The organism is Burkholderia cepacia complex sp. TUM26381, assembly GCF_057439935.1.
Genome location: NZ_CM172007.1, coordinates 1,088,513 through 1,110,204 on the forward strand (window position 1 = coordinate 1,088,513; position 21,692 = coordinate 1,110,204).

Genomic DNA, 21,692 nt, shown 5'->3' on the forward strand with positions numbered 1-21,692 from the left:
CCGGCGTTCGGCGCTCGACGTTCAAGCAGGCAATGCGGCAGCGGTAGCCGGGTCGGCCTGGGGGTCGCGGTGCGCAACCTGCAGCGGCGCGGCGGCGCGCCACAGCAGGTCGAACGTGCGGACGTCGTCATGCCCGGCGAGCGCGATGGCCACGCGGCGCGTGGCCGCTGCGTCGCTGCCTTCGATCAGCACGAGCGCATCGGCGGCGGGGCGGGCGGCCGCATCGGCGCCGATCGGCGCGGACAGGTCAGGCGCGGTGCGGAACAGCCGCGCGGCGTGGATGCCCGGTTCGCGCAGGGCGTCGTCGAGGTGCCGGCGCAGGTGCGGCACGTCGATGCGGTCCGGCGGCAGCACGAACAGCGCGAGATGCGCGCCTTCGCCGTCGCCGGCCTCGATCGTCAGTTCGCCGACGCGCCGCTGCGTGCCCGTCATGCGTTCGAAGTTCGCGAGCGACCATGCGGTCTGCTGCGTGAACGCGCGCCGGTACGCATCGCCGTGGAACACGTCGAGCGCATCCGTCACGTACAGCGCGAGGTACTTGCGCGGGCCGCCGTCGGTCGCGCGAAAGCGCCGCGCATGCGTGAAGCCGGGAATCGCGACACGTTCCTGCATGTGTTCGCGGTCGTACCACGCGTTGAAATCGGCTTCGTGCGCGGGGTCGATATCCGTCCAGACGCAAAGCTGGCCGTGCGGAAGGGAAAGGCGGGTCATCGCGGGGTCCTCGTGACGGGGTGTGTCAGGAACCGCAGTGTCCCGAAGACGGGCCGCACCCGTCCAACAAGAAAACAAATTCGCGGTGAACAGGTTTTCTTATGAGCGGCGCGGGCGGCGTTTCGCGGCGGGAGGGGCGGGCGGCGCGGCTTGCTTCGTGCGTGTCGTTTTCGCCGGCGCATTCGTCTTCGTTCTGGCCGCCTTGCGTGTGGGCGTTGTGTCGATGCGTTCGGGCGCAGCCGGCTTCGCATGGCTGGCCGCGGCGGCCATTGCGCGCGCGACTTCGCTCGCGAGTTCGGCGATGCGCGCCGCTACGGGCAGCCCCTGGCTGCGGTACGTTGCGACGAGCGGCAGCGCGGGGAATTCGGGCTCGACGTCGAGCAGTTCGAGCGCGCCTTCGTGCAGCTCGCGCCCGATGATCGCGGGCGGCAGCGCGGCCACGCCGAAGCCGTCGGCGACGAGGCGGATCATCGCGGCGACCGACGTGATGCAGTTGATGCTGGCCGGCCGCTCGACGGCCGCGAACAGGCGTTCGATCGTCGCGTGCGGACCCGAGTGGCGCGAGAAGCTGATGATCGGAAACTCGGCCAGGCGCGCGACGTCGAGCGGCTGGCCGCCGAGCCCGAGGCGCGGGCTCGCGGCCCAGCGCACCGGGAATTCGCACAGCGGCAGGTTCGTGAAGTCGGGGCCCGGCACCGGGTCGGTCTGCATGATCAGGTCGACGCCGTCGGTGCTGAGCAGGCGGATCAGATGCAGCGTCGTGTCGCTCGTGATCTCGACGTCGAGGCGCGGATAGCGCTCGCGCAGTTGCGCCATCAACGCCGGAAACCAGCTGTGCACGATCGATTCGATCACGCCGATCCGGATCAGGCCCGCGTCGCTCGCCGCGTCGATGTCGCGGCGCATTTCGCCGTCGAGCCGCACGATCCGCTCTGCATACGCGAGCATGCGCCGGCCCGCGGGCGTCAGGGTGGCCGAGCGCGTGTTGCGGTCGAACAGGCGTACGTCGAACGCCTCCTCGAGCGACGCGATGCGGCTCGACACGGCGGCCTGTGTCGTGTGCAGCTTTTCGGCCGTGAGCCGGAAGTTTTCCAGCTTCGCGAGCCAGACGAAGGTTTCAAGAAACCGGATGTTCATCGAAGTCCGAACTGTGAGGCGGCGCCGGGAGGGCGGCGGGATCGGTCGATGGTAGCGGATTTCCGGGGCGGCAAACGAGCGGGCGGCGCGGCGCGTGTGTCGTGGCGGGTACGGGTACCTGTACTGGTACCGGCGGCCCGGTGCCGGCACGCTGCCCGCCACGACGTGCCACGCGGGCGGCGTGCCCGCTTGCGTCAAAGCGGGTCGAACGCGAGCGTCGGCACGTCGACGACCATTGCGCCACCGTCGGCGACGAGCGTTGCTCCCGTGACGAACGACGCGTCCGGCGACGCAAGGAACGCGCAGACGGCCGCGATTTCGTCCGGTTCGGCCGCGCGCCGCAGCGGCACGTCGGCGCTGACGCGTGCGTACGCGCCGTCGAGCGAATCGCCGTGCGCGGCCATCAGCGGTTCCATTTCCGCGTCGGCCATCGGTGTGCGGACCCAGCCCGGGCACACGGCGTTCGCGCGCACGCCGTGCGGGCCGTAGTCGCGTGCCAGCGACCGCGCGAGCCCGAGCAGCGCGTGCTTGCCGACCGTGTAGCCGCACACGCCGGGCCCGGCCGCGAGCGCCGCGATCGACGCGACCAGCACGATGTTGCCGCGCTGCGCGATCAGGTCGGGCAGGCACGCACGCGCGCTGACGAACGCCGTGTCGAGGTTCGCGTGCATCGCGTTTCGCCACTGCGTGTCGTCGGTTTCGTCCGCGCGGCCGATGCCGTGGCCGCCCGCACACGCGACGAGCGCGTCGACGCGGCCGAAGCGTTCGGCGATGCGCGGCAGGAAGCCGGCCCAGTCGGCCGTGCTCGCGGCGTCGCCTGCGAGCGCGAGGCCGCCCGTCTCGGCGGCCAGTGCGTCGAGCGGCGCCTGACGGCGCCCGATCAGCACGACGCGGTCGCCGCGGCGGGCGAAGCGGCGCGCGCATGCGGCGCCGATGCCGGTGCCCGCGCCGGTGATCGCGATCGTGCGGGGTTGCGGGTGCGTCATGTCGTTCTCCGGTAAGGGGTGGGTTCCGGTCACTTTAGGCGGCGCCGGCGTACGCCGGTATCCGCCGAAAGGATGAACGAGGGTCGTCCGGACGGCCGTGGCCCATTTTGCAAAGGCTGACGATGTGCGGCGCCGAATCGCTCTATCCTCCACATTTTTGCGATAAGTCGCGAAAGACCGGCAAAATAGCGCGGGCGTGCGCGCGCATCGACGCACGGCGCGTCGGCCGGCCGATTCCGTCGTGCGAGCGGAGCGGCAGGCCGGCAGGATCGACGCTAGCATGCGCCCGAGGCGCAGGTATCGCGTCCGCCGATGGAGCGCGCCGCCGCGGCGTATCGCCCGGTTGTGCGCTGGTGCGACCGGACCATCGACAAGAACAGGGAGGGCCCGGCAATGAGGCTGGACGACGAAAGAGAAAGCATGAACGTCGAGGATCGCCGCGGCGCCGGCGGCTTCGGCGGCGGGCGCGGCGCGACGATCGGCATCGGCACGATCGTGGTCGCGCTGGCCGCGTCGTATTTCTTCGGGATCGACCCGCGCGTGGTGCTCGAAGGCGCGTCGGCGCTGCAGGGTCGCCAGCAGCAGGCGCAGCCGGCGCCGGAGCAGCGCCAGGGCGTGCCGGCGCAGCGCCAGGGCGCGCCGGCGAACGATCCGGGCGCGGTGTTCACGCGCAAGGTGCTCGGCAATATCGAGCGCACGTGGACGGGCGTGTTCAATACGCAGCTGCATGCGCAGTACGAGCCGCCGAAGCTCGTGATGTTCACGAACTCGACGCCGACCGCCTGCGGCACGGGCCAGACGGCGATGGGGCCGTTCTACTGTCCGGCCGACCGCAAGGTCTATATCGATCTCGGTTTCTACGACGAATTGCGCAAGCGTTTCGGCGCGGGCGGCGATTTCGCGCAGGCCTACGTGATCGCGCACGAAGTCGGCCATCACGTGCAGAACCTGCTCGGCATTTCCGACAAGGTCGACGCCGCGCGGCGGCGGTCGAGCCAGGCGCGCTCGAACGCGCTGTCGGTGCGGATGGAACTGCAGGCCGACTGTTTCGCGGGCGTGTGGGCAAACAACGCGCAGCACGCGAACCAGCGGCTGATGGAACCGGGCGATTTCGAGCAGGGCTTGAAGGCGGCGGCCGCGATCGGCGACGATCGCCTGCAGCAGCAGGGGCAGGGCTACGTCGTACCGGAGAGCTTCACGCACGGCACCAGCGATCAGCGCGTGTACTGGCTGCGGCGCGGGATGGAGTCGGGCGAGCTGAGCGCCTGCGACACGTTCGCCGCGAACGCACGCTGAAACAGGGCGCGCGCCCCGTCTCGCGCGCCCGCATCGTCCCGGCTGGACCCGTCATCCCGGCCGAACCGGGACGATTTGCCGATTTGTGCTCACCGGCGCGTTTCGGCGCCGGTAGGCTGGCCCGAACCTCGCAATTCGATCCGTTCGCCCGCCAGCCGACTCCATCATGCCGACCCCCTCCGTTCCCGCCGACCAGGACGCCGCCGACTGGCAGCGCGCGCTGCGCGCCTGCGTGGCGGCGTTCGACGCGTTCGCGAGCCCGTCCGCGATCGTGTTCTACCGGCTCGACCAGAGCGGCGAACCGGCCGATTTCGAGCTGTTCGGGATGCCGGAATCGATGCACCGCACCTATGTCGCGCGCTACCGGATGCTCGATCCGCTGCACCCGTCGCGCTGCGCGGCAGGCGAATGCGCGGTCGTCACGCTCGCGTCCCAATTGCCTGACGAAAGACGCGATGCGTCCGCGTACTGGACCCGTTTCCTGCGGCGGCACGACGTGGCCGACGTCGTCGAAATCTGGCTGCGCGACGCGGGCCGCACGATCGGCGCGTTCTCGCTGCTGCGTTTCGGGACGGGGGACGCGGACGGCAACCGCACGGCGGGCCGGTTCGCGCCCGGCGAAATCGATGCACTCGCGCGGCTGCAGCCGGTGGCCGAAGCCGCACTGAGCCCGCTGCTGCGCGCGCGGCGCGGGATCCACCGGATCGGCTGCGAAGAGCGTTTGACCTATCGCGAGGAGCAGATCGCACGCCTCGTGCGCGACGGCCGCTCGAACAAGGAGATCGCACGCGATCTCGCGCTCGGGCAGCCGACGGTCAAGACCCACCTGATGCGCATGTATCGCAAGCTCGGCGTGTCGAACCGCACCGAACTGGTCGGGGCGTTGTTCCTTTGATCCGACGGATCGTCGCGACGGTCGGCCGGACCGCCCGATGGAATTCGACCGCGACCTCGGCGCAAGCTTCTGCCGGTTCACCTCGGGAGGCGGCAGGGAAAACGAGCGGGTCGGGAATGCGGGGGCGCATGTCCGTCAGCGGCTGGCCGCGCCGTTCCCGTCGTCGCTCTGCCCGCCGGCCTGCGAGATCGTGAAGTACCATGCGCGATTGTCGTTTCGATAACAATCAAAGGGCCGGGAACATGGACGTCGCGATCATTGCCGTTTCGCTCGTGGTCATCGCGTTGAGCATTGCGCTGCCGATTTTCATCGTCAGAACCGTGCGAAGCGGGACGTACGATTCGCTGTACTTCCTGATCCCGCTGACGCTCGGCATTTACTGGCTGGATTACCAGGCATACGACTTCCTTGCGTCGATGGCGCACGGTTTCAGAAACTAGCCATTCAACGACCGGACTGACAGTCCGGTATCTGAGCAGCGGTTGTCCGTGCCGATATCGGGCCGGTTTCCGGCCGCGTCCCGCGGGGTTCGAACCCGCCACGATCCCTCACGCGCTGCCAATTTGCGCTCACCGGGCGTGATCCCTCGTCGATACAGTGGTCCGACGCCCGCGTGCCTGACCGGCACGCGGTCCAGCCACGACAATCCTCGAGACGCCCATGAGCAACACGAACTTCGTCGCCGTCAGCGACACCGTGCGCACCTTCGTTGCGCGCGATTTCGGCCTCTTCATCGACGGTGACATGCAGCCCGCGCACGCGGCTGCGCGGCTCGACGTGTACGACCCCGCCACGGGCGAGCGGCTTGCAACGGTCGCGGATGCCGACGCACACGACGTCGACCGTGCGGTCGCCAGCGCGAAGCACGCATTCGACACGCGCGTCTGGAGCGGGCTGCGCCCGGCCGACCGCGAACGCATCCTGCTGAAACTCGCCGACCTGATCGAAGGCGACGCCGAAACGCTCGCGCAGCTCGAAACGCTGAACCAGGGCAAGTCGATCCACGTGTCGCGCGCGATCGAAGTCGGCGCGAGCGTCGAATACGTGCGCTACATGGCCGGCTGGGCGACCAAGATCACCGGCCAGACGCTCGACGTGTCGATCCCGTTCCCGCCCGGCGCGCGCTATACGGCCTATACGCGCAAGGAGCCCGTCGGCGTGGTCGCGGCGATCGTGCCGTGGAATTTCCCGCTGATGATCGCGGTGTGGAAGCTGATTCCCGCGCTCGCGGCCGGCTGCACGATCGTGCTGAAGCCGTCGCCGGAAACGCCGCTCACCGCGCTGCGCCTCGCCGAGCTTGCCCGCGAAGCAGGCGTGCCGCCGGGCGTGTTCAACGTCGTCACGGGCGGCCGCGTCTGCGGCTCGGCGCTCGCGAGCCACCCGTCGATCGCGAAGATCTCGTTCACGGGCTCGACCGCGACCGGCAAGCTGGTCGGCGCGGCGGCCGTGCAGAACATGACGCGCTTTTCGCTCGAGCTGGGCGGCAAGAACCCGATCGTGATGCTCGACGACGTCGACGTCGCGCAGGCGCTCGACGGCGTCGCGGCCGGCGCGTTCTTCAACCAGGGGCAGGTGTGCGCGGCCGCGTCGCGCATCTATGTGCACCGCAGCAAGTTCGCGCAGCTCGCCGACGGCCTCGCGGGCGTCGCGCAGTCGATGAAGCTCGGCGCAGGCCTCGACACGACCGCGCAGATCAACCCGCTCGTGTCCGCACACCATCGCGACAAGGTCGTCCAGCACATCGAAGGCGCGCGCCGCGCGGGCCTCACGTTCCTCGCGGGCGGCACGCCGGCCGACGATCTGCCCGGCTACTACGTGAAGCCGGCCGTGATCGCCGATCCGCATCCGGACAGCGCGATCGTGCGCGACGAGGTGTTCGGCCCGGTGATCGTCGTCGTGCCGTTCGACGACGCGGCCGACGCGGTGCGCCTCGCGAACGCGTCGCCGTACGGCCTCGCCGCGAGCATCTGGAGCAACGACCTGAAGCGCGTGATGAACCTCGTGCCGCAGATCGAGGCCGGCACCGTGTGGGTGAACTGCCATATCCCGCTCGATCCGTCGATGCCGTTCGGCGGCTACAAGCAATCGGGCATCGGCCGCGAATTCGGCCAGTACGCGATCGAAGGCTTCACCGAAACCAAATCCGTCTGCATCGCGCACTGATGCGCGGCGCGACCTCGAACCCGAACCAGAACCCGAACCACCCAGTTCAAAAGATCCGACAGTGGAGACTGCAATGAGCTACAACGAAGCGAAATTCTGGCATCCGATGGTGCACCCGAACGAGATGAAGCAGCGCAAGCCGATCCGCATCGTGCGCGGCGACGGCTGCTACGTGTTCGACGAAGAGGGGCGCAAGCTCGTCGACGGCGTCGCGGGCCTGTGGAACGTGAACGTCGGGCACAACCGCCAGGAAGTGAAGGACGCGATCGTGCGCCAGCTCGACGAGCTCGAATACTTCCAGCTGTTCGACGGCATTTCGCATCCGCGCGCGGAAGAACTGTCGAAGAAGGTGATCGACATGCTCGAACCGGAAGGGATGCGCCGCGTGCTGTACAGCTCGGGCGGTTCCGACTCGATCGAGACCGCACTGAAGATCGCGCGCCAGTACTGGAAGGTGCGCGGCCAGGCCGACCGCACGAAGTTCATCTCGCTGAAGCAGGGCTACCACGGCACGCACTTCGGAGGCGCGTCGGTCAACGGCAACACGGTGTTCCGCCGCAACTACGAACCGAACCTGCCGGGCTGCTTCCACGTCGAGACGCCGTGGCTGTACCGCAACCCGTTTACGCAGGATCCCGAAGAGCTCGGCCGGATCTGCGCGGAAATGCTCGAGCGCGAGATCCAGTTCCAAAGCCCCGACACGGTCGCCGCATTCATCGCGGAGCCGATCCAGGGCGCGGGCGGCGTGATCGTGCCGCCGGCCAACTACTGGCCGCTCGTGCGCGAGGTGTGCGATCGCTACGGCGTGCTGCTGATCGCCGACGAAGTCGTGACGGGTTTCGGCCGCAGCGGCAGCATGTTCGGCAGCCGCGGCTGGGGCGTGCGCCCGGACATCATGTGTCTCGCGAAGGGCATCTCGTCGGGCTACGTACCGCTCGGCGCGACGGTCGTGAACGCGCGGATCGAGGATGCGTTCGCCGCGAACGCCGATTTCGGCGGTGCGATCATGCACGGCTACACGTACGCGGGCCACCCGGTTGCATGCGCGGCCGCGATCGCGAGCCTCGACATCGTCGTGAAGGAAGACCTGCCCGCGAATGCCGCGAAGCAGGGCGCGTATCTGCTCGAAGCGCTCAAGCCGTTCGCGGAACGCTTCGCGGCGGTCGGCGAAGTGCGCGGCAAGGGGCTGATGCTCGCGCTCGACCTCGTCGCGAACAAGGCTACGCGCGAGCCGATCGACCCGCTGTCCGGCTATGCGAACGCGGTCGCGGAAGTCGCGCGCGAGAACGGCGTGCTGGTGCGCCCGGTCGGCACGAAGATCATCCTGTCGCCGCCGCTCGTGATCCAGCGCGAGCAACTCGACCGGATCGTCGACGCGCTCGCGGCAGGCTTCGAGGCCGTGCCGTTCGCGTAACGGCGGCGCGGTGCAGTCGCATGACGGCAGGCCGGTGGCGGAAGGCGGGAGCGCCGCCGCGGGTTTGCCGATTTGCGCTATGACCGGATTATTTTGCCTGCGTATTTTTTCGACATCGGATCACGATGTGATCGACAGGGGTCCGGGGAACGAAGCGCTGAAGCGCCACCCCGGGCCGACCGCAAGGCAAACGTGGCCCCAGCCGCCGACGAAGCGCGGGTTCAGGCCAGTCAAGGAAGGAGACAAAGATGTCGGGATGGTCAGGAGTTACCGGCGCCGCGGGCGACACGTCCGCCGGATCGCCGGCCGAAGCGGGCGGCGGCACGGCGCTGAAGGCGGGTGCGGTCGGCTTTCCGACCGCGCTGGCGAGCGCCGTCGGCCTCATCATGGCAAGCCCGGTGATCCTCACCGCGACGTCGGGCTTCGGGATGGGCGGCTGGGCGTTCGCGGTCGCGATGATCATCGCGTTCGTGATGATGCAGGCGCAGGCCACCACGTTCTCCGAAGCCGCCGCGATGCTGCCGACGGCCGGCTCGGTCTACGATTACCTGTCGTGCGGGCTGGGCCGTTTCTGGGCGATCACCGGCACGATCTCCGCGTATTTCCTCGTGCACGTGTTCGCCGGCACGGCGGAGACGATCCTGAGCGGCATCATGGCGCTCGTCAACTTCGAATCGCTGAACGCCGCGTTCGAGAAGCACAACAGCTCGTGGCTCGTCGGCGTCGGCCTCGTGGTCACGTTCGCGATCACCAACATCATCGGCATCAAGGTGTTCAGCAAGCTGGAGATCGTGCTGACGGCCGGCATGTGGCTGTCGCTGATGATCTTCGGGATCCTCGGGCTCGCGGCCGCGCCGGCCGTGCATCTCGACGGCTGGTTCGGCGGCTCGGAAGTCGGCACGTCGGTGCCGGCCGTGCTGTCGCTCGTCGGGATGGCGATGTTCATGTTCGTCGGCTGCGAGTTCGTCACGCCGCTCGCGCCGGAGATGAAGTCGCCGGGCCGCACGATTCCGCGGGCGATGGCGCTCGGCCTCGTCGGCGTCGCGATCTGCATGTTCCTGTACGGCGCGGCGATCCGCCGCCAGGTCGCGAACGTGCCGGTGAGCCCCGACGGCCTGACGCACCTGCTCGACACACCGGGTGCGATTCCGGCGTTCGCGCTGCAGGTGCTCGGCCCGTTCGGCCGCGTGTGGTTCGGTATTGCGTTCCTGTGCGCGGGCGCCGCGACGATCAACACGCTGATGGCCGGGTTGCCGCGCATCCTGTACGGGATGGCGATCGACGGCGCGCTGCCGCGCTGCTTCGCGTACCTGCATCCGCGCTTCAAGACGCCGGTGGTCGGCATCGTGGCGGCGGCGATCGTGCCGATCTTCCACGCGTGGCTGATCAACGGCAATCTCGACAGCATCCTGCACCTCGTGCTCGCCGCGACCTGCGCATGGGGCACCGCGTACCTGCTCGTCACCGCGTCGGTCGTGATGCTGCGCATCCGCCGCCCGGACCTGCCGCGTCCGTACCGTTCGCCGCTGTTCCCGCTGCCGCAGATCGTGTCGAGCGTCGGCATCGTGCTCGCGATCTGGTACATCACGCCGCCTGGCATGAACCCGCGCGACATCTACGTGCCGTTCGGCGCGATGCTCGGGCTCACCGCGCTGTACGCGCTGTTCTGGACGCTCGTGGTGCAGCGCCGGCATCCGTTCAAGCCGGTGCCGGTCGAGGAAGTGCTGCGCAACGAGCACGTTGCGTCGTGAGGGCCGTGCTCGCCCGGTGGCGCGCGGCGCCCGACGCGCCGCCGCCCGGCCATCGGCCCGGCGCAATCGCCGCGCGCGTGCTGGCCGACCTGCAGGCCGCGCGCGATGCCGGCGGTGTCGGCGCCACCGCGCGGCTGCCGAACGGCGTGCGCGTGAGCGTCGACGAGCGCGTCGAGCGCCAGTTCCTGATGCATACGGTCAGCGTGCGGGTGGCGGCGACCGCGAACGGCCCGGCCGCGCAGGGCAGCGCCCGCGTGCGGCAGACTGGCTGGCTGCGCCGCACGGGGATCGATGCGGTACGCGCCTCGGGATGCGACCCCGTATTCAATGACACCCTGGCCGCGCTGATCGCCGAACCGTCGCTGGTCGACGCGCTGCGGCCGCTGCACCTGACCGACTGCACGATCGACACGCGCGACGGCCGCTGGACGCTTGCGATCGTGCCGTTCGGCGGCAGCGAGGTCGTGAACCGGATGCCGTCGTTTCGCCGCTATGTCCGGCTGACCGGCGAGCAGGCCGCTGCGCTGTCGGCGGCCTTTCTTGCATTCGAAACCGCACTGCGCAGGATTTTGCGAGGGTAAGCTGTGGCGTTGCGTGCCGTGTGAACCCGGCGGCCGCATCCAGGAATCAGGGTTTTACCGGAGATGCCGATGCTGTTCCAGTCACGCTCACACGAAGACGTGCACGATCACGGGCTCGCGATCGCGGGCTGGCATCAGGTCTACCGCCAGATGACGCCGGGCCGCTTCAAGGGCACCGTCACGCAGGTGCTGTACGACGATTTTCACTTCTTCCGCGAAACGACCAACCGGCGCGTCGCGCAAACCGGGCTCGCGCCGGCCGGGCGCACGTCGCTCGCGGTGCCGCTGTCCGTTCCGCTCGCGGGCACGTTCCAGGGTCAGCCGATCGACGGCTATGCGCTGCTCGCGCTGCGCGCCGGCGAGGATTTCGAATTCCACACGCCGGAAGGGATGGGGCTCGTCGGGATCAGCGCGGCGTCCGACATGGTCGACGAGCTGTGCGAGGCCGAATTCGGCGCGTCCGGCGCGCGCAAGCTGCGGCACGTGACGCGGCTGTCCGACGAACAGGGCGTCGCGCTCGGCGTGCGGCTGTCGGCGCTGATCGACGACGCGCAGCGCAACCCGGGCCACCTCGAATACGCTGCGACCCGCAAGATGTTCCGCGACGCAATGCTCGGCATGTTCCTCGACGCGCTCGAACAGGGCATCGGCGTCGAGCGCCGCGACATCACGCACGCTACCTACAGCGATATCGTGAGCCGTTGCGAGAAGCATCTGCGCGACCGGCCCGAGGAGCCCGTCACCGTGCTCGAACTGTGCCGCGCGCTGCGTTGCAGCCGCCGCACGCTGCAAACGAGTTTTCAACGCGTGGCCGACGTCACCCCCGTCGGCTACCTGCGCACGATCCGGCTGAACGCGGTGCGCCGGATGCTGCGCACGACGTCGGTGCAGCAGCTCGGCGTCGGCGAGGCCGCCGCGAGCTGGGGGTTCACGCATCTCGGCTATTTCGCACGCGAGTATCGCGACCTGTTCGGCGAACTGCCTTCCCAGACGACACGTCCCGAATGACGCGCGCCACCCGCGACGGCGCCGTCGGGCATCGTCGCGGGCAGCGCAACCCACTGTTTGCCGATTTGCGATAGAGGTCCTGAATTTTCGCTGGATAGAGTCCCGTCACCCATATCGACAACACCATCGGTTTGCACTGCGAATCGATGACAACAGAGGGCGGGACATGAAGATCGGACGACGACTGGCCGCAGCCGCGGCGACGCTGGGTTGCATGCACGCACACGCGCAGACCTCGGGGAGCGTGACGCTGTACGGCACCGTGGACACCGGCATCATCTACTCGACGAACCAGCAGTTCACACGCGCCGACGGCAGCACGGGCGGCGGCCATGCGTGGCAGATGGGCGGCGGCAACCTCGTGCCGTCGCGCTTCGGCTTCCAGGGTGCGGAGCCGCTCGGCGGCGGGCTCGATGCGGTGTTCACGCTCGAGCAGCAGTTCCTGTCTGCGAGCGGGCAGGCGCTGCAGGGCGGCACCGCATTCAGCCGGCAGGCGTGGGTCGGGCTGCGTCGGGACGGGATCGGCACGCTCGGCCTCGGCCGCCAATACGACTCGTACACCGACATGCTCGGCGCATACGTATCGAGCAACAACTGGGCGACGCCGTACGGCTCGCATCTCGGCGACGTCGACAACCTGAACGCCGCATTCAACTTCAACAACGCGGTGAAGTTCACCAGCGCCGATTTCAACGGCCTCACGTTCGGCGGCACCTTCAGCTTCGGCGGGCAGGCCGGCGACTTTTCCGCGAAGCGCGGCTATGCGGTGGCCGCGACGTACACGCGCGCGCCGGTGGCGTTCTCGGTCGGCTACCTCGACCTGCACCAGCCGCTCGACGCGGCGCTCGGCAGCGCGAGCGGCTATATCGGCGACTTCGCGTGCAGCAATCCGGGTGCGATGTACTGCCTGCTGCAGGACGCCGGCTCGATGCGCGCGTTCGGCGCGGGCGGTTCGGTCACGCTCGGCGCGGCGACGGTCGCGCTGACCTACACGCATACGCGCCTCGGCGACAGCCGCTATTTCTCGACCACCGCGCAACCGCACACGCAGGCGTTCACGTTCGACATCGGCGAGCTGAACGTCACGTACATGTTCACGCCCGCGCTGCAGGGCGGCGTCGCGTACATCTTCAACGCCGCGCATACCGACGGACGCGGCACGACGCGGTTCCACCAGGTCAACGTCGGCACGAACTACAGCCTGTCGAAGCGCACGGCGCTGTATGCGGTCGCGATCGGCCAGATCGCGAGCGGCACGGGGCTCGGCACCGGCGCGGACGGCAACGCGGTGAACTACGCGCAAATTCCGGTGCTCGCGAACAGCAACTCGAGCCGTCAGCTGGCGGTGATGGCCGGGATCCGCGTGAACTTCTGACCGGGCCGGGGGCAGCCGTGGCCAGGCGGGGCGGGGCAGTCGGGCAGTTTGGCTGTCTCTCCCGCCGCGTGCCATAAATTCTTAACGATCGGCGTGAACAATGGCGTACGCTTCAGGCAGCCAGCCGCATCACCTGCGTTGCACACGTGTGCAACGCCTGGCCGTCCCGCCACCACGTCGAACGAGAGAGACCTCATGACCCTGCTGACCCGCCTGCGCGCGCTGTCCGCCGCCTTTGCGCTGTCCTTCGCCGCCATGCACGCCGTTGCCGCGGATCTCGTCATCGCAGGCCGCGACGACATCTACGGCAAGGGGCTGGCCGACGCCGTCGCCGGCTTCAACAAACTGCACCCGGGCACCGAGATCGAGCTGCTCAAGCTACCGAACGCGAACCTGTACCAGAAGCTCAAGCTGTCGATGCGCGAAGGCACCGGCGCCTACGACCTCGTGATGATGGACGACACGTGGGCGCCCGAATTCATCGGCAACGGCTGGCTGAAGCCGCTGCCGGCGTCGCTCGCGGACGCCGACCTCGTGCCGTCCGCCGTCGCGCTCGGCCGCAACGCCACCGGTGCGCTGTACGCGCTGCCGATCGTCGGCAACGTCGAGATGTTCGCGTACCGCAAGGACCTGCTTGCGAAGTACAAGCTGCAGCCGCCGCGCAACTGGGACGACGTGCTGAAGATCGCGCAGACCGTCGGCGGCGCGGACAAGAGCGTGTCGGGCGTCGTGTTTCGCGGCACGAAGGGCAACCCGGTCGTGACGGGCTTCCTGCCGATCCTGTGGGCGTATGGCGGCGACGTGTTCGACCATGCCGGCAACGTGACGATCGATTCACGCGAAGCGCAGGCCGCGCTGAAGACGTTCCTTGCGCTGAAGGCGTTCGCGCCGAAGGACGTCGACGTGTACGGTGCGGCGGAAGTGCGCGATGCGCTGCAGCGCGGCACGGCCGCGCAGTCGATCGAGGTGTGGCCGGCATGGGTGCCGGCGCTCGACGATCCGAAGCAGTCGCGCGTGGTCGGTCAGATTGCGCTGCAGCCGCCGCCCGGGCAGACCGCCGGCCCGGCGCCGATGCTCGGTATCTGGCAGATGGGCATTCCGAAGGATGCGCCGCACGCGAAGCTCGCGCAGGACTTCCTCGCTTACCTGACCGCACGCGATACGCAGACGCGCCTCGCCGGCATTGGCATTCCGCCGACCCGCCGCAGCGTGTTCAACGATCCGGCGCTGGTGCGCCAGTACCGCTGGTATCCCGATCAGCTGAAGGCGCTCGAAGCCGGCCGGGCGCGCCCGCGTGTGAAGGATTGGCAGCAGGTCGAGAGCATTCTCGGCGACCAGCTGCAGCTTGCGCTGACCGGGCAGGCCGCCCCCGACGCCGCGCTGCGCCAGGCGCAGCAGAAGATCGCACAGGCGATGGCCGCGGCCGGCAAGTGACCGCGCGCGTCAACCCGTCGATCGGAGATCGCGCATGAAAGCCTTCGGCCGCAGCCTGCCGTTCGTCGCGCTGCTCGGGCCCGCGCTGCTGGTGCTCGTCGCGCTCGCGCTGTATCCGGTCGCGCAGGTGCTGATCGATTCGTTCTGCCAGGTCGACTACTCGGCCGGCCGCCGCGCGTTCACGGGGCTCGCGAACTATCGCGCGGTACTCGGCGACGACGCGTTCACGGCCGGCTTCGGCAATACGCTGCGGTTCACGATCGTCGCGTCGCTCGCCGAAGTCGCGCTGGGCTTCGGCCTCGCGCTGCTGTTCGTGCGCGCGTTTCCGGGGCGGCGCATCGCGCTGCCGCTCGCGATCCTGCCGATGATGCTGTCGACACTCGTGTGCTCGGCGATCTGGCGCAACTGGCTGAACTTCGACGGTTTCCTGAACACGCTGCTCGCCGTGTTCGGCATCGAAGGCGTGCGCTGGCTGTCCGATCCGCATCTCGCGCTGTGGTCGCTCGCGCTCGTCGACATCTGGCAGTGGACGCCGATGGCGTTCCTGATCGTGCTGGCCGGGCTGCAGTCGATTCCGCAGGAGCTGTACGAAGCGGCGCGCACCGACGGCGCGAGCGAGTGGCAGTGCCTGCGCGACATCACGCTGCCGCTCGCGGCGCCGCAGATCGGCCTCGCGCTGCTGCTGCGTTCGATCGATACGTTCAAGCTGTTCGACAAGGTCTATGCGCTGACGGGCGGTGGCCCCGGCAACGCGACGCAGACGCTGTCGACCTATATCTACGACACGGGCTTCCGCTTCTTCAACGTCGGGCCGGCGAGCGCCGCGTCGGTGCTGATGCTCGCGGCGTCCGCGGTGCTGGTCTCGGGGTACGTATGGCAGACGGTTCGCAAGCGGCGCGCGTGACGGCGCATCCCGCAGGCATCACGGGCGCGCGAATGGGCGCCGCATTCGGTCGCGCGATGCCGTGGGCATTGCGCATCGCCGCGCTCGCGCTGTTGTTGCTGCCGTGCCTGTGGATGGCCGGCGCGGCCTTCATGCCGACGCTCGAACGCCTCGATCATCCGTTGCGGATCTGGCCGGCCGCGCCGACGCTCGAGCATTTCGCGTCGGTGTGGTCCAACGGCATCGGCGCGCCGCTGTTCAATTCGCTGCTGGTTGGTTTCGGCACGACGTTGCTCGCGCTGGCGCTCGCGTTTCCGGCCGCGTACGCGCTCGTGCGGCTGCGGTTTCCGGCGCGGCTCGACTTGCTGTTCCTCGTGCTCGTGCTGGCGTTGAAGCTGATGCCGCCGATCACGATCGCGGTGCCGCTGTTCGCGCTCGCGAAGCGGCTGCATCTGCTCGATTCGACGCTTGGCCTGATGCTCGCTTATCAGATCTATGCGCTCCCGATGGCGATCTGGATGCTGCTCGCGTTCGTACGCGACGTGCCGATCGAGTATGAGGAGGCGGCTTGCATCGACGGTGCGGGGCTCGCGCGACGGCTCGTGCAGATCGTGCTGCCGCTGTGCGCGCCGGGGCTGATCGCGACGGCGATCTTCGTGTTCATCGCCGCGTGGAACGAGTTCCTGATCGCGCTGCTGTTCGTGTCGACGCCGAGCCGTTTCACGTTGCCGCTCGCGATTGCCGGCTACGTGACGGAGAACGGCATCGACTGGGGCGACCTGATGAGCGCGGGGCTGATGGCGTCGCTGCCCACGCTGGCCGTGGCCGGCTATGTGCAGCGCTACCTGTTGCGCGGGTTCGCGGGCGGGCTGAAGTGACGCGCGGCCGTGCCGCGCCCGATTTCACGCCGTCACGCGCAGCTGTCCCGCACCACCTGCGCGACCGGCACGACGCGCGTGCGCGACGGGCCGTCGAACGTCCGAATGCGATCGGCGAGCAGGTCGATCGCCGCGTGCGCGAGGCCGCGCGTGTCCTGCCGCAGCGTCGTCAGCCGGTAGGCGTCGTATTCGGCGGCGGGAATGTCGTCGAAGCCGATCACGCGCAGGTCGTCCGGTACGCGCAACCCGAATTCGCGGCGTGCGACGTCGATCACGCCGAGCGCGAGCAGGTCGGACGAGCAGAACACGCCGTCGGGCCGTTCGCCGCCTGCGAACAGTTGCCGCGCCGCGTCGATCCCGCTGGCGTGGGTATCGGACGGTGTGTCGAGCACGTGCGCGAGCGTCGCGTCGAACGCATCGCCTTGCCCGATCGCGTGCTCGAACGCCGCGGCGCGCGACTGCGCGCTGTAGCTGGCGCCGCGCGGCCCGACGAACGCGAGCCGGCGCGCGCCGGCCCGCACGAGCCGCTGCGCCGCATGGGCAGCGCCCGCCGCGTTGTCGCTGACGACGACATCCGCGCCCGGCAGGTTCGCCTCGCGGTTGATCATCACGACCGGAATCCGGTGTTCGAGATACTGCTGCGCGACCGACAGCGGCGGCGACGCGGACGTCATCACGAGGCCCGCGATGCGGTAGCTGAGCAGTTGTTCGAGCGATTGCCGGATCTGGCGCGGATCTTCCGCATTGGTCACGAGCGGCGTGAGCGCGCGTTGCCCGAGCGCGGCCATCAGGTCCGACAGCAACCGCGCGCGGAACGGATTCTCGAACCCGGCCGTGACGACGCCGATCATGCTGCTGCGCTGCGTGATCATGTCGCGCGCGATCAGGTTGACCTGGTAGCCGAGCGCACGCGCGGCGACCATCACGCGTTCACGCGTCTGCGGTGCGATGCTCGCCGTCGGCGAAAAGGCGCGCGATACCGCGGAGCGCGAGACACCCGCGCGCGCCGCGACGTCCGATGCCGTCACCCACGGTTTTCTTTCCTTGTCATTCATCGATTCATGATCCCTTCGAGCCACGAAACGTGCATGCCGCTCGCCGACTGGATGTCGGCGCTCGACGATGCACGGCTGCTGCATACGCTGACCCTACCGGGCAGCCATGACACTTGTGCGTATACGGTCGACGACGGGCTCGTGCGTACGCAGCGCGCGCCGCTCGACGCGCAGCTCGCGCACGGCGTGCGGCTGCTCGACATCCGCTGCCGGCACGTGCGCGATGCATTCGACATCCATCACGGCGGCATCGCGCTCGGCATGACGTTCGACGACGTGCTGGCAACCTGTACGCGCTTTCTCGATGCGCATCCGCGCGAATGCATCGTGATGTCGGTGAAGGACGAGTGGCCGGCGCAGGCGTGTACGCGCAGTTTCGATGCGACGTTCGACGCGCATCGTGCGCGGCATCCGCGGTTGCGCTGGCATGCGGGCGGCACGCTGCCCGCGCTCGGCGACGTGCGCGGCGCGATCGTGCTGCTGCGGCGCTTTCGCAGCGGCCGGCCGCTCGGCATCGACCTGACCGCGTGGCCCGACAACGCGACGTTTTCGATCGACCACCCCGACGGCGCGTTCGTGATCCAGGACGAATATCGTGTGCCGGTGGCTGCGTCGATCGCGTGGAAGTGGCGCGCGATCGATACGCTGCTGACGCACCTGCCGTTGCCGGACAGCGGCAGGTGGGCGATCAGTTTTTGCAGCGGGACGGGGATGGGCGCGAATCCGTCGGTGGTTGCGCATGGCGACGGCAAGGTGCAGGGCATTCACGCGCGGCTGACTGAACGACTGCGCGAGCAGCGCGGCCCGCATGGCGCGATGCTGCTCGATTTCTGCGATGACGACGACTGGGCACTGGTGCGTGCGCTGATCGCGTGCAACGACCCGGTGCCGGAACCGGGCGTCTGGCGCAAGGCGTTTCGCTGTTAGTCAGCGCAGGTTCGCGTTGAAGAATGCGAGTGCTTTTGCGTCGAGCGTCCTGTGGAAGGCGACGCGATCGAACGGCTTCGCATCGACGCAGACCCGCGACGCAATGCGTGTCAATGCGTCGGAACACGGCGCGATGAACGCGAAATGCGCGCTGTTCGGGACGGTGTGGAATTCAGGCCGCTGCGGCAACAGGCCGGCCAGCGCGGGGACGGATGCCGGCTCGACGCCGTCGCCGCCGAACTCGGATGCCCAGAGCTGGATCGGCGCATGGACGTCTTTCAGCGTGGCGGCGGTCGGGAATTCATCGAACGGATCGGCGAGCACGTAGGCCTTGATGCGCGGATCGTGCGTCAGCGGCGCCTTCGGCACATCGCCGTCGCGGATCTGCTTGCAGATTGGCCAGGTCGGGTCCGGGCAGGCTACCGACGCGTGCACGAAATCCGGATTGGCGCCGGCCAGCACGAGGCCCGTATAGCCGCCGCGCGAAAAACCGAAGAAACCGATGCGTGCCGGATCGATTCGGGCGGCATCCGGCGCGTTGCCGAGCATGTAGTCGACCAGGCGCTTGATGTCGGCCGGGCGTTCGACGAATTCCTGCAGGTCGGCGGCGCGGCTCATGTCGGAGAACGTGTCGCCGGGATGGTTGATCGCCGCGACGACATAGCCTGCGTCGGCGAGCGCTTCGGCGAGGTCGTGATGGCCGAGGAGCGAGCCGCCGTGGCCGTGGGAGATCACGACGAGCGGCAGCTTGTCGCCGACGGTCGGGCAGTCGCGTGACCCGTTCAGCACGAATGGGCCGATCGAGAGGGGTTGTGGCGCCGCAGCACAGGGCGTCCACACGCCCACGCGCATCTCCGGGCCGGCCGCGTCGGCCGGGATGGTGACGAACTTGACGCCGGCCGCATGCGCGATCGTTGTGGACAGGCAGAGCAGGACAGCCGACAGCCAGGTTTTCATGTCGATCCCCGGGGCAAGGGCACGGCGGACTGCCGTCGCAATTCGCCGTATCGTGACGAAAATCGGTGGCTGTGTACAGTGTTGCTGAGCGACTAGCAGATCCGTTCGCAACGCTTCGAAACGAATCGCCACGCATGCTGGCGTGCTTGCGTCGGGGCGGCGAACGGTTGTGGTGGCAGGGGGGCGAAGCTCTGAAGGGAGGTCTTGCCCCGGCTGGATGAATCCGCCGGGATCGTCCGCGTGTCGCGTCATGACTAGAATCACCACGCTTTCGGGGGGATTTTGAATGACGCAATGCAAGAATTTCTATCGGGCATTCCGTGACAACATGGATGCACTCGGTTTGCCTGCGCCGGCAAGCCTGTTCGCTGTGCAGCAAACGGCAGTTGGCACTGCTCGCGACCATTCTTGGCGCACTCAAGACGCTGGGTCCGACTGCCACGGTCGGCGAGCTGATCGGCGCAACCACCGGGCTGGAACTGCTGGCAGCCGTGTCCGCGCTCGGGGCGAGTTTTTACGTCGGTGCGGTCATCGGTAGTCTGATCGTTGCGGCAGATGCATCGCTGGTGTGTGATAAGCACGGCATGGCTGCTGTCGATGGCATTCGCATCTGGGCGGGCCGTCGCGGCCTTGCGGTTCCGCAAGATGTCTATCGCATGATCGAACGGTATCCGGAGGTGCTTCGACCCATGCCAAACAGTGTGACGTACGTGATCCGCGCACGTGCGATCGGGAGGGGGCAGCGTGAGCAGATTGCGAGACAGAACCGGTCTGATCGCCGCGGCTGTTGTCGTTGCGGCTATGGCGTGGGCATTGCTGCACTACTCAGGAGACTGGTTTTTCCCCGTTGCGACGCTTGTCGCACTGGTCGCATTGCTCGCAGACAATCAACGGTTGAAGAAGCGCCTGCGTGACTTGGGGGAAGACCCACGCTCGCGAGAGTGACGTTTCTCTCACGCCAGCCATTGCCGGATTCCACGGCTATGCCGCGATAACGCATCAGCGCGTCGCGATCGCTACTGCCGCGCCGGCCATCGCTGCCGCGCTCGTACGATTCGCAATCCGTTTCGCGCGTGCCGACGTCAGGAACGCACGGGCACGCGACGCAAGCAGCGACCAGAAGCAGTCGCACAGGATCAACACCGCAAGCATCGTGCCGACCAGTTCCGCCCACGCCACGATACCGACGTGCGTGAGGTCGACGATGGTCGGCAGCAGCGCGAGATAGAACACCATGATCTTCGGATTGCCGAGCGTAACCAGCATGCCCGCGACGAACATGCGCCACGGCGACTGGCCGCGCGGCAGGTTGTCCGCGCCCGTATCGGTCGGCGCGGCCCACATCTTCCACGCAAGGAACAGCAGATAGGCGACGCCGAGCAGCTTCAGCACGATCAGGCCCGCCGCGAACGTGCGCGCGAACGCGGACAACCCCGCGACCGCCAGCGTGAGCCACATCGCTTCGCCGAGCCACATCGCCGCGAGGAACGGCAGGACGTCGCGCGCGCCGTTCGTCAGCACGCGTGCGACGAGCGCGGCGACGCTCGGGCCGGGCGTGCCGGCGGTGACGAGCAGGGCGAAGGCGAAGACGGCGAGTGCGGACAACGTCATGGCGAGCCTCGGGGACGGGACGTCCGAAACGTATGAAGTCTGGATTATAGTGACGGCCGTTCCAGACTGCCTGCCTGAATTGCCGTCATGACTGCATCGATCCTGATTCGCCCTGCCACGCAGGAAGACGCGGCCGCGATGGCCGCTGTGGAAGTTGCCGCCGCGCAGCGGTTTCGCGCGATCGGCATGACCGACATCGCCGACGGCGAGCCGACCGATGCGGCTGCGGTGCTCGTGCGCATCGACGATGGCCGCGCGTATGTCGCGGTCGATCCGCAGGGCACGTGCGTCGGGTTCGCGTTCTACCGGCTGCTCGATGCCCAGCGGTTGTATCTGGAGGAGCTGGATGTCGCGCCGTCGCATGCCGGACAGCGGATCGGCGCGCGCCTGATCGAGCAGGTGATGGCGCGCGCGGCGCAGGAGCACGTCGGGCAGGTCGTGCTGTCGACGTTCCGAGACGCGCCGTGGAATGCGCCGTACTACGCGCGCCTTGGTTTCAGCATCGTCGACGACGCGTCGCTCGACGACACACTGCGCGCGATCCGCGCGCACCACGTCGCACTCGGCCTCGACGAAACGCAGCGCGTGTTCATGCGCGCGGACGTGCGCGCCTGAACACGTGCTGCCCGG

At 68.4% G+C, this 21,692-nt stretch carries 22 protein-coding genes; 16 read left to right on the plus strand and 6 right to left on the minus strand.

Annotated elements, in window-relative coordinates:
• Positions 1-21: 21 nt before the first annotated feature.
• The 3 genes from ACWMMN_RS21695 to ACWMMN_RS21705 all read right to left on the minus strand — a co-directional run bounded on the left by ACWMMN_RS21695 (position 22) and on the right by ACWMMN_RS21705 (position 2,834).
• The gene (locus ACWMMN_RS21695) at positions 22-711 is read right to left on the minus strand and encodes a DUF4286 family protein (protein ID WP_256086145.1); all 690 of its coding nucleotides are present in this window, start codon (positions 709-711) and stop codon (positions 22-24) included.
• Between the two features lie 99 nt (positions 712-810).
• The gene (locus ACWMMN_RS21700) at positions 811-1,848 is read right to left on the minus strand and encodes a LysR family transcriptional regulator (protein WP_340624764.1); all 1,038 of its coding nucleotides are present in this window, start codon (positions 1,846-1,848) and stop codon (positions 811-813) included.
• Positions 1,849-2,042: 194 nt separating this feature from the next.
• Positions 2,043-2,834, minus strand: coding sequence for an SDR family NAD(P)-dependent oxidoreductase (locus ACWMMN_RS21705; RefSeq protein ID WP_059239864.1), 792 nt, complete (start codon positions 2,832-2,834; stop codon positions 2,043-2,045).
• Between the two features lie 393 nt (positions 2,835-3,227).
• Here ACWMMN_RS21705 and ypfJ point away from each other — a divergent pair, with 393 nt between their 5' ends.
• From ypfJ to ACWMMN_RS21770, 13 genes are all read left to right on the plus strand, one after another.
• On the plus strand, positions 3,228-4,130 hold the full coding sequence (ypfJ, locus tag ACWMMN_RS21710; protein WP_059240954.1) for a KPN_02809 family neutral zinc metallopeptidase: 903 nt from the start codon (positions 3,228-3,230) through the stop codon (positions 4,128-4,130).
• 166 nt (positions 4,131-4,296) lie between these two features.
• Complete coding sequence (locus tag ACWMMN_RS21715; RefSeq protein ID WP_059239866.1) at positions 4,297-5,025, plus strand: helix-turn-helix transcriptional regulator; 729 nt, start codon at positions 4,297-4,299, stop codon at positions 5,023-5,025.
• 37 nt (positions 5,026-5,062) lie between these two features.
• Positions 5,063-5,248: a hypothetical protein gene (locus ACWMMN_RS21720; RefSeq protein ID WP_486423936.1), complete on the plus strand. Its 186-nt coding sequence runs from the start codon at positions 5,063-5,065 to the stop codon at positions 5,246-5,248.
• A 19-nt stretch (positions 5,249-5,267) separates the two neighbouring features.
• Complete coding sequence (locus tag ACWMMN_RS21725) at positions 5,268-5,465, plus strand: hypothetical protein (protein ID WP_256086147.1); 198 nt, start codon at positions 5,268-5,270, stop codon at positions 5,463-5,465.
• Positions 5,466-5,685: 220 nt separating this feature from the next.
• Complete coding sequence (locus ACWMMN_RS21730; protein ID WP_059239870.1) at positions 5,686-7,188, plus strand: aldehyde dehydrogenase family protein; 1,503 nt, start codon at positions 5,686-5,688, stop codon at positions 7,186-7,188.
• Positions 7,189-7,261: 73 nt separating this feature from the next.
• Positions 7,262-8,602, plus strand: coding sequence for an aspartate aminotransferase family protein (locus tag ACWMMN_RS21735; RefSeq protein ID WP_059239872.1), 1,341 nt, complete (start codon positions 7,262-7,264; stop codon positions 8,600-8,602).
• A 248-nt stretch (positions 8,603-8,850) separates the two neighbouring features.
• Positions 8,851-10,353 (plus strand): APC family permease, encoded by a 1,503-nt coding sequence (locus ACWMMN_RS21740; protein ID WP_174991343.1) that lies wholly within the window; start codon positions 8,851-8,853, stop codon positions 10,351-10,353.
• Positions 10,350-10,934 carry a DUF3156 family protein gene (locus tag ACWMMN_RS21745; protein WP_256086149.1) on the plus strand — a complete coding sequence of 195 codons (585 nt, stop codon included), beginning with the start codon at positions 10,350-10,352 and terminating at the stop codon, positions 10,932-10,934. Before ACWMMN_RS21740 ends, ACWMMN_RS21745 begins: the two co-directional genes overlap by 4 nt.
• 69 nt (positions 10,935-11,003) lie before the next feature.
• The gene (locus ACWMMN_RS21750; protein ID WP_043181328.1) at positions 11,004-11,942 is read left to right on the plus strand and encodes a helix-turn-helix domain-containing protein; all 939 of its coding nucleotides are present in this window, start codon (positions 11,004-11,006) and stop codon (positions 11,940-11,942) included.
• 166 nt (positions 11,943-12,108) lie between these two features.
• A complete protein-coding gene (locus tag ACWMMN_RS21755; protein ID WP_486423937.1) occupies positions 12,109-13,317 on the plus strand; it encodes a porin in 1,209 nt (402 codons plus the stop codon).
• Positions 13,318-13,512: 195 nt separating this feature from the next.
• Positions 13,513-14,751: an ABC transporter substrate-binding protein gene (locus ACWMMN_RS21760; RefSeq protein WP_059239880.1), complete on the plus strand. Its 1,239-nt coding sequence runs from the start codon at positions 13,513-13,515 to the stop codon at positions 14,749-14,751.
• A 34-nt stretch (positions 14,752-14,785) separates the two neighbouring features.
• Positions 14,786-15,655, plus strand: coding sequence for a carbohydrate ABC transporter permease (locus tag ACWMMN_RS21765; RefSeq protein WP_059239882.1), 870 nt, complete (start codon positions 14,786-14,788; stop codon positions 15,653-15,655).
• Complete coding sequence (locus ACWMMN_RS21770) at positions 15,625-16,512, plus strand: carbohydrate ABC transporter permease (protein ID WP_174991339.1); 888 nt, start codon at positions 15,625-15,627, stop codon at positions 16,510-16,512. Before ACWMMN_RS21765 ends, ACWMMN_RS21770 begins: the two co-directional genes overlap by 31 nt.
• Before the next feature lie 32 nt (positions 16,513-16,544).
• Here the strand turns inward: ACWMMN_RS21770 and ACWMMN_RS21775 are convergent, their stop codons facing one another.
• Positions 16,545-17,567, minus strand: a complete 1,023-nt coding sequence (locus ACWMMN_RS21775) for a LacI family DNA-binding transcriptional regulator (protein ID WP_486423938.1) — start codon at positions 17,565-17,567, stop codon at positions 16,545-16,547.
• 6 nt (positions 17,568-17,573) lie between these two features.
• Between ACWMMN_RS21775 and ACWMMN_RS21780 the strand changes: the two genes are divergently transcribed.
• Positions 17,574-18,494 (plus strand): phosphatidylinositol-specific phospholipase C, encoded by a 921-nt coding sequence (locus tag ACWMMN_RS21780; protein WP_155627272.1) that lies wholly within the window; start codon positions 17,574-17,576, stop codon positions 18,492-18,494.
• Here ACWMMN_RS21780 and ACWMMN_RS21785 read toward each other — a convergent pair whose 3' ends face one another.
• Positions 18,495-19,451 (minus strand): alpha/beta hydrolase family protein, encoded by a 957-nt coding sequence (locus tag ACWMMN_RS21785; RefSeq protein WP_340625736.1) that lies wholly within the window; start codon positions 19,449-19,451, stop codon positions 18,495-18,497.
• 386 nt (positions 19,452-19,837) lie between these two features.
• On the opposite strand from ACWMMN_RS21785, the gene ACWMMN_RS21790 reads away from it, so the two are divergent.
• Positions 19,838-20,365, plus strand: coding sequence for a hypothetical protein (locus tag ACWMMN_RS21790; protein ID WP_486423939.1), 528 nt, complete (start codon positions 19,838-19,840; stop codon positions 20,363-20,365).
• Positions 20,366-20,450: 85 nt separating this feature from the next.
• Here ACWMMN_RS21790 and ACWMMN_RS21795 read toward each other — a convergent pair whose 3' ends face one another.
• Positions 20,451-21,062 carry a LysE family translocator gene (locus ACWMMN_RS21795; RefSeq protein ID WP_486423940.1) on the minus strand — a complete coding sequence of 204 codons (612 nt, stop codon included), beginning with the start codon at positions 21,060-21,062 and terminating at the stop codon, positions 20,451-20,453.
• An 87-nt stretch (positions 21,063-21,149) separates the two neighbouring features.
• On the opposite strand from ACWMMN_RS21795, the gene ACWMMN_RS21800 reads away from it, so the two are divergent.
• Positions 21,150-21,677 (plus strand): GNAT family N-acetyltransferase, encoded by a 528-nt coding sequence (locus ACWMMN_RS21800; RefSeq protein WP_059239894.1) that lies wholly within the window; start codon positions 21,150-21,152, stop codon positions 21,675-21,677.
• Positions 21,678-21,692 lie beyond the last annotated feature (15 nt).